Raw genomic sequence first — 7,818 nt, forward strand, 5'->3', positions numbered from 1 at the left:
GGATTTGCATATGGGGCTATATATAACTGCCTTAAGTCTTCTGGACGGGTGTTATACATTACATCACCTCTTTGTGTAGACACTGTTAAGGGGTGTTTAGATAAGGTTCTAGATGGTGCAGGTGTAGTGTTATTTGACGGGGTTACATCGTTTTCGGATGCTAATGTACTTGTGTGCTGCTACACTAATATGCCAGCATTTAAGGATGACTTTGAGTTAGTTGTACTAGATGATAGGGTTTCTGTAGTTAATAGACCATACAAGAATATTTTCTCTATATGTAATAGGGCACTTAAGCCTAAGGGGAAATTTATTAATATAAGTATAGTTCCTCTTAAGTACAAGGAGAATCTACTTAAGGGAAGTAGTGAAGAGATTCCTATTCCACCTATGAATATTAAGAATCCTATACCAGAGCCTAAGTTTATTATTTCTAGGTATATTGATGAGAGAACCGTGTATTTACCTGATATAAGCTTAGACCTTGTTAAGTGGTCACTTAGAGAAGGTTCAAAGGTAATTATATTTACCCCATCTAATAGGATTTCAATCCAGCTTAAAAACTACTTAACTAAGGTTGAGGGAGTTAGTACAAGTGTTGGAATATCAAGTGATAAGAGTAGGGAAGATTATTTCGAATTTATAAATTCTAATAAGGATATTTTAATAAGCTCTAATTATTTAGATTGTTTAGAGTCTGTTTACAATATTAATGTAATTGTTATGTATAGTGATTCAGACAAGTATAGTGATGACGTACTAGTTTATATGTGTAATATGGCGAACAACCATACTATGAACACATTTAGAGAGGCTTTATTTATTGCTAATTCGGAAGAGGAAAATATGAATAGAGCCAAATCAATAATTAGGAGTATAAATAAGGTAGCATGGGAAAATGGATATATAAGAGATTAAAATATTGGTTTTCTTCACTACTAGAGGTATTATTTGAAGATCAGGGGGTATGCTATATTTGCGGTGGCAATGTAGATACCCCTTATCCTTTTTGCAGAACATGCAAAGGGTTTCTACCTTACTTAGATGAACCAAGGCTTAATTATAAGGGGGTAGACCTTAAGAATGTTTATGCTATATTTAGTTTTGAGGATAAGATACGTGATATGATTTATTCACTTAAGTATAAGGGAGAGGTAGAACACGCTGCTATTTTAGGAAGAGTTATTGCAGAATTTATTGAGGAGAACAATATAAATGCAGATTTTATTATTCCTATACCTAGCCATGAGGATAAGATTAAAACACGTGGATACAACCATATTAATCTTATTGCAGATGTTGTAGGAGGTATTACTAGAATAGATGTCCATAAGTCCCTACAAAAAATCACTAATACTGGATCACAAGTATTGTTATCAGGTAGTGAAAGGTGGTATAATGTTAGAGGTTCCTTTAAGGCTGATTTAAGCTACAAAGGAAAACGCATTATCTTAATAGATGATTTAGTTACAACAGGTGCTACAGCGCACTTTGCATCAAGGGAACTTGATTGTGAAGATGTAACACTTATTTCACTTGCATCTACTAAGAGATTTTAAAAAGTTAATAAGACGAGTATTAATTAGGTTTGTGGTTGAAAGTCGATGCCAGTCGCAGGCGAAACGATCCACGTAAGTTAGAAAAAGTTCTAATGAGCATGGTGCGGTATAGAAGTAAGACCTGCCGGGGACAAGATCTTCGAGAGAGGGAATAGTGAGAGGCATACCACCTTAGGCAAAACCTCCAGCAGGCGAGTGTGGGGTCAAAAACCAGGTCAACTAATTAATACTTGTCTTTATTTATTTTTTGGAATAATAGCAAATACACTACATATATATACTATATATCAGATTAAAGGCAAGGAATATGTGGATAAAATATTTGTTGTCTAAACTTTCAAGATTACTGTCTATTAGAAAAATAATTGATCAGAATTTCATAGTAATTTGTAGAATGAAGGTGTCGATTAGGGTACAAAATTCAGATATTTACAAGTAATCCACATGGGTTGATTTTGCTGTAAACCAACAATATCAAGTTATGCACACTTTTATACACATTATCCACAAGTGATTTATCAATACTGTGGATAACATCATATTTAGTTGTCAACAATCATAAATAGAAGATATTTTAATATAAACTAAGCATTAGTCATGTAATTTGCAATATTTTCTGAAAAATTAAACTGTTTAACATTTAACTAGCTTGAATTTTGTTATCATAAAAGTTAGAATGTAATTAAGTACTAACAAGTATTTAACAATAACTTAATCCCTAAACCATTATGAAAGGGGTAGATACCATGAAATTTAAAATAATCGGAAGAAATCTTGAAATTACAGAGGCTCTTAGAGACTCAGTAGAGAAGAAAATGAGTAGGTTAGAGAAGTACTTTAATGATGATGTTGAGGCTAAGGTAACTTTATTTGTTGAAAAAAACTCACAGGTTATAGAAGTTACAATACCTGCTAATGGAGTTATCCATAGAGGTGAGGAAGCTAAGTCTGATATGTACACAGCAATTGATAGTGTAGTAGATAAGATTGAAAGACAGATTATTAAACATAAGAACAAAATCGAAAGAAGAGGAGACTATTCACAAAGTCTAAGATTTGTAGATATTCCTAGGGATGAATATGAAGAAGAGGAATTAAGAATAGTTAGAACTAAGAAGTTTGACATAAAGCCTATGGACGCAGAGGAAGCAGTTCTTCAAATGGACCTACTTGGACATAACTTCTTTGTATTTAGAAGTGCAGATTCTAACGATATTAACGTTGTATATAAAAGAAAAGATGGAAACTATGGTTTAATCGAACCAGAGTTCTAAGATAAGAAAAGCCACCCGAGTAGGGTGGCTTTTCAGGTTGTTGATAAAGTTAACAACCTGTCATAAAAACAAGGTTTTTATTTAAGTTTAAATCTTTCAATTAGATTGCTTAGGTTAGTTGACTGTGCATATAGTTCCTGGCTAATTGCAGAGTTCTCCTCTGCACCTGCAGAGTTTTCCTCAACTACATTTGATATTTGTTCAACACCACTTGTTAGTTCACTAATTGATGCTGTTTGTTCGCTACTAATTAATGATATGTTTTCAAGTATTTCGCTCATTTTTTCAGATGATTTAACTATTTCATTAAATGTTTCTGATGTAAGATGCGCTACACTAGAGCCCTTTTCTATTGTTGACTTACTATTAGCTATTAATGAAGTTATTTCCTGCACCGCATCTGAACTTCTAAGTGCAAGTACACGCACCTCATCTGCAACAACTGAGAATCCACGTCCAGCCTCTCCAGCCCTTGCTGCCTCAATAGATGCGTTAAGGGATAATAGGTTAGTCTGGGATGAAATAGATTCTATTACATCAACAATTTTCTCAATTGCTTCACTGGCCTTGTTAATTTCCTTCATTGAATCAACCATTTCATCCATATGGGTGCTTCCCTGAAGTGCTTCATTCTTAGCTGTTTTTGAGAAATCAAGTGCTTCGTTTGTTTTAGATGAACTATGTGAAACATTTTGATTAATAGTTTGTAGTGAGTTCATAAACTCCTCAACTGTACAAGCTTGTTCTGATGCACCATTGGCAAGTTCCTGTGAACTTTCAGCCATTTGGTTTGCACCACTTGCAACCTGCATAGAAGCTTCTTTAATATTACCCATTACATAATTAAGGGATTCTGTTATTTCAAGCATAGATACCTTAATATCTGAAAAGTCTCCAATATAGTCTTTTTCAATATTAATATTAAGGTTACCCTGTGAAATTTCTTTAAGTACCTGACTAATTTCACCTATATAATCCTGAAGAGTATTAGAAGTATTAATAAATGCACCTGCAAGTTCTCCAATTTCATCCTCAGATGTAACCTCCATATCTATTTTAAGGTTACCACTTGATATACTATTAGCAGCATTAACCATAGTATTAATAGGTGCTAGTCCATTTTGTATAACTTTTTTCGCGATTACTATAATAGTTGCAACACCAGCAATACAAATAGTAACTAATATAAATCCTATAATAATTGCATTTTTGTTCATTTCAAACTTATCTATTGTAACAACTGAAGACCAGTTATCACCTGATGAACCTGCTTTTATTGGTATATAGAAGTTTCTAGTAGAATTCTTAGTTGCAAATGACACATCGCTAACATTAAATGGAATACCGTTTCTAATATTATTACTAACAGTAGTTAGGTCAGCTTCACTTCCTACATCCTTAAGTGTTTTACCAGGCATTTTTGTATCTTGACCATGGTATACAAATGTAGATTCCTTAGTTAGGATAAATGAAGATAAGCTACTATATCTTGAATTGTCTGTTTTGATTTTATTAAATGATCTACTATCAACATCAACTAAAACAACTCCTATAAATTTATCACCTGCAAATATAGGATAACTAAGTGTTATCATCCATACCTTCTCGTCTGTTGGTAGGGCCCCTATGTAAGGTTCTGAACATACAACCTTTTTGGTTTCCTTAGCAAGTGCATAGTATTCCTTTTTAGAGAATGTATCATACTTACCAAGATCACATAGATTTACCTTGCCCTTATCATTGTAACCGTAAATTGAAAAGTCCTGTTTAGTTTGATCAAATACAAATGGTTCAAAAGTAACACCTAAGGCAAAAAACTCAGGTTGACTTTCTACTATATCTTTAATAGTGAAGTTAATATACTCTGCTACCTTTGCCTTATCACCGTTGATATTTGATTCAACATATTTTCCAAGACTTTGAACTATCTTATCTCCCCTAGTTAAGATGTTCTCAATTTCAGCTGCGTTTTTCTTAGCAACAAGGGTAACTTCCTGCTCTACAGACTCTTTAACTGTAAAGCTGGTTATTAAATATGTTGCGGATATTATTACTGTGTAAATACATAGTAATGAGATTATTAATGTAGAAGTAAGTCTAAAAGGAAGAGACTTTCTTCTTTTTTCCTTAAGCTTTTCAATTGAGCTAAAGGAGTTATTTTTCCCTAAATTCTTCATTGTGACCTCCTGGATGATTGAAAATTGTATCTTATCTTTTTATTACCTAAAGATAATCGACTAATAAGTATAAAGTTTATATGTGAAAATTCTACAAATATTTACTTTAAATTGAATAATATAAAATATATATATAAAAATGTAGAATAATAGTAATTAACCTAAATTGTAGATAGTTTATTGATAATATAATTTGTAAATGCTATAATAATTAGTATTGCAAATACAAAAATTACTATTGAAGTATAAAGAGGGTGTATATATGAATTTTTTCCGTAAGTTATTTGGATCATATAGTGACAAAGAAGTAAAAAGAATACAACCAATCGTTGATCAGATAGAAGCACTTGATGAGAGCATGCAAGCTCTTACTGATGAGGAGCTTAAGGCTAAGACAGCCGAATTTAAAGAAAGACTAGCAAATGGGGAAACACTTGATGATATATTAGTTGAAGCATTTGCAGTTGTACGTGAAGCTGCATATAGAGTACTTAATATGAAACACTACAATGTACAGCTTATAGGTGGAATTGTTCTTCACCAGGGTAGAATCGCTGAGATGAGAACAGGGGAAGGTAAAACACTTGTTGCAACTACTGCTGCATACCTTAATGCACTATCAGGTAAGGGTGTACACGTTGTTACAGTTAACGACTATCTTGCACGTCGTGACTCAGAGGAAATGGGTCAGATTTATGAGTTCCTAGGATTAACTACAGGAGTTATTATCCATGGACTTGATGCATCAGAAAGAAGAGCAGCATACAATGCTGATATTACATATGGAACTAACAATGAATTTGGATTCGACTACCTACGTGATAACATGGTTATCTTTAAGGAAGAAAGAGTTCAAAGACCACTTAACTTTGCTATAGTTGATGAGGTTGACTCAATTCTTATAGATGAGGCGAGAACTCCACTTATTATTTCAGGTGAGGGAGATAAGTCTACACATTTATACTCATATGCAGATGGTTTTGTTAAGACTCTTACAAGAGAAGAAGACTTTACTGTTGATGAGAAGCAAAGAGGTATCCTTATGACTGATAAGGGTGTTGAGAAGGCTGAGAAGTTCTTCTCACTTGATAACTATGCTGACCCTGAAAATATGGAAATCCAGCACCATGTTATTCAAGCACTTAAGGCTCATAACCTAATGCAAAGAGATATTGATTATGTTGTACGTGATGGAGAAATTATTATAGTTGACGAGTTTACAGGTAGACTTATGGATGGTAGACGTTATAGTGACGGACTACACCAGGCTATTGAAGCTAAGGAAGGTGTTAAGATCGAAAGAGAATCTAAAACACTTGCAACTATTACATTCCAGAACTACTTTAGAATATACAACAAGATTTCAGGTATGACTGGTACTGCTCAAACTGAAGAAGCAGAATTTAGAGAGATTTATGGTCTTGACGTTGTTGTTATCCCAACAAACAAGCCGGTTCAAAGAGACGATTATGCAGATATTGTATACAAAACAGAAAAGGCTAAGTTTAACGCTATTGTTGATGATATAGTTGAAATTAGCAAAACAGGGCAGCCTATGCTTGTTGGTACTATAAGTATTGAGAAGTCAGAACTTCTATCAAGCATGCTTAAGCGTCGTGGAGTTAAGCACCAAGTACTTAACGCTAAGCACCATGAGAAGGAAGCAGAGATTATATCACATGCAGGGGAAAAGGGCATGGTTACAATCGCAACTAACATGGCAGGACGTGGTACTGACATTAAGCTTGGAGAAGGTGCAGAACCAGCTGGAGGACTTATGATTATAGGTACTGAGCGTCATGAATCAAGACGTATTGACAACCAGCTAAGAGGACGTTCAGGACGTCAGGGAGATAGGGGAGCTAGTAGATTCTATATTTCACTTGAAGACGATCTGATGAGACTTTTCGGTTCAGAAAGAATTAAGGATGTTACAGAGAAGCTTGGTCTTGCTGATGATGAACCTATCGAAAGCAAGATGGTAAGTAATGCTATAGAACAAGCACAAAAAAGAGTTGAAGGTAATAACTTTGACGTTAGAAAGAACGTGCTTCAATATGACAACGTTATGAACAAACAAAGACAAATCATTTACGGACAAAGATCACAGGTTCTTGAGGGAGAAAACTTCAAGGAGCATATTACTGAGATGATTAGAGGAGTTGTAGATGCTGCAGTAGATGCACATTTACCAGCTAACGTAAATGAGGACCAATGGGATTACGAGGGACTTATTAAGTACCTATCAGACGTAGCTTATATTGATTCACTAATGGATGTAGAAGAAGCTAAGAAGCTTTCAAGAAGCGAACTTACAACTGTTATTAACGACAAAATGGATGAGATATACGCTGCTAAGGAAGAAGAAATTGGCGAGAACATCCGTGAAATTGAAAGAGTTGTACTTCTACGTGTAGTTGATACTAAGTGGATGGATCATATTGACGCTATGGATAAGCTAAAGCAAGGAATTGGACTTCGTGCTTATAGACAAAAAGACCCAGCTGTTGAATATAGATTTGAAGGTATGAACATGTTTGAAGAGATGATCTTCGCAATTAAGGAAGACACTGTTAGATACCTATACAGAGTTCAAGCTGAGAAGAAAATAGAGAGAGAAAGAGTAGCAGAACCAACAGGAGCAAGCCACGGAAGTGGTGAGCCTGCTAAGAAGGAGCCTAGAAAGGTTGCTGAGAAGGCAGGAAGAAACGACGCATGCTCATGTGGAAGTGGGAAGAAATTCAAAAACTGCTGCGGTAGATTTCAATAAAAACTAGGTAGCCATATGGCTACCTTTATTTTTTATAT

The 7,818-nt window shown here is 34.5% G+C and carries 5 protein-coding genes; 4 read left to right on the forward strand and 1 reads right to left on the reverse strand.

Annotated elements, in window-relative coordinates; translation table 11 throughout:
* From RR539_RS09745 to hpf, 3 genes are all read left to right on the forward strand, one after another.
* A partial coding sequence (locus tag RR539_RS09745) for a hypothetical protein (protein ID WP_332483783.1) occupies window positions 1–918 on the forward strand: 918 nt, incomplete at its 5' end.
* Complete coding sequence (locus tag RR539_RS09750; protein ID WP_332483784.1) at window positions 891–1,559, forward strand: ComF family protein; 669 nt, start codon at window positions 891–893, stop codon at window positions 1,557–1,559. The genes RR539_RS09745 and RR539_RS09750, both read left to right, overlap by 28 nt.
* Before the next feature lie 746 nt (window positions 1,560–2,305).
* Window positions 2,306–2,833 (forward strand): ribosome hibernation-promoting factor, HPF/YfiA family, encoded by a 528-nt coding sequence (hpf, locus tag RR539_RS09755; RefSeq protein WP_332474565.1) that lies wholly within the window; start codon window positions 2,306–2,308, stop codon window positions 2,831–2,833.
* 77 nt (window positions 2,834–2,910) lie between these two features.
* On the opposite strand, the gene RR539_RS09760 is transcribed toward hpf, so the two are convergent.
* A complete protein-coding gene (locus RR539_RS09760) occupies window positions 2,911–5,010 on the reverse strand; it encodes a methyl-accepting chemotaxis protein (protein ID WP_332483785.1) in 2,100 nt (699 codons plus the stop codon).
* Window positions 5,011–5,272: 262 nt separating this feature from the next.
* Between RR539_RS09760 and secA the strand changes: the two genes are divergently transcribed.
* Window positions 5,273–7,780: a preprotein translocase subunit SecA gene (gene secA, locus RR539_RS09765; RefSeq protein ID WP_332500379.1), complete on the forward strand. Its 2,508-nt coding sequence runs from the start codon at window positions 5,273–5,275 to the stop codon at window positions 7,778–7,780.
* The last annotated feature ends 38 nt before the right edge of the window (window positions 7,781–7,818 follow it).

Source organism: Clostridium sp. (assembly GCF_036639235.1).
Classification (GTDB): Bacteria; Bacillota; Clostridia; order Clostridiales; family Caloramatoraceae; genus Clostridium_AB.

Bases quoted from the DNA above. Each gene is read 5' to 3' on its own strand.
- RR539_RS09760 (WP_332483785.1), bottom strand. From the start codon at position 5,010: ATGAAGAATTTAGGGAAAAATAACTCCTTTAGCTCAATTGAAAAGCTT.
- RR539_RS09750 (WP_332483784.1), top strand. From the start codon at position 891: ATGGGAAAATGGATATATAAGAGATTAAAATATTGGTTTTCTTCACTA.
- hpf (WP_332474565.1), top strand. From the start codon at position 2,306: ATGAAATTTAAAATAATCGGAAGAAATCTTGAAATTACAGAGGCTCTT.
- secA (WP_332500379.1), top strand. From the start codon at position 5,273: ATGAATTTTTTCCGTAAGTTATTTGGATCATATAGTGACAAAGAAGTA.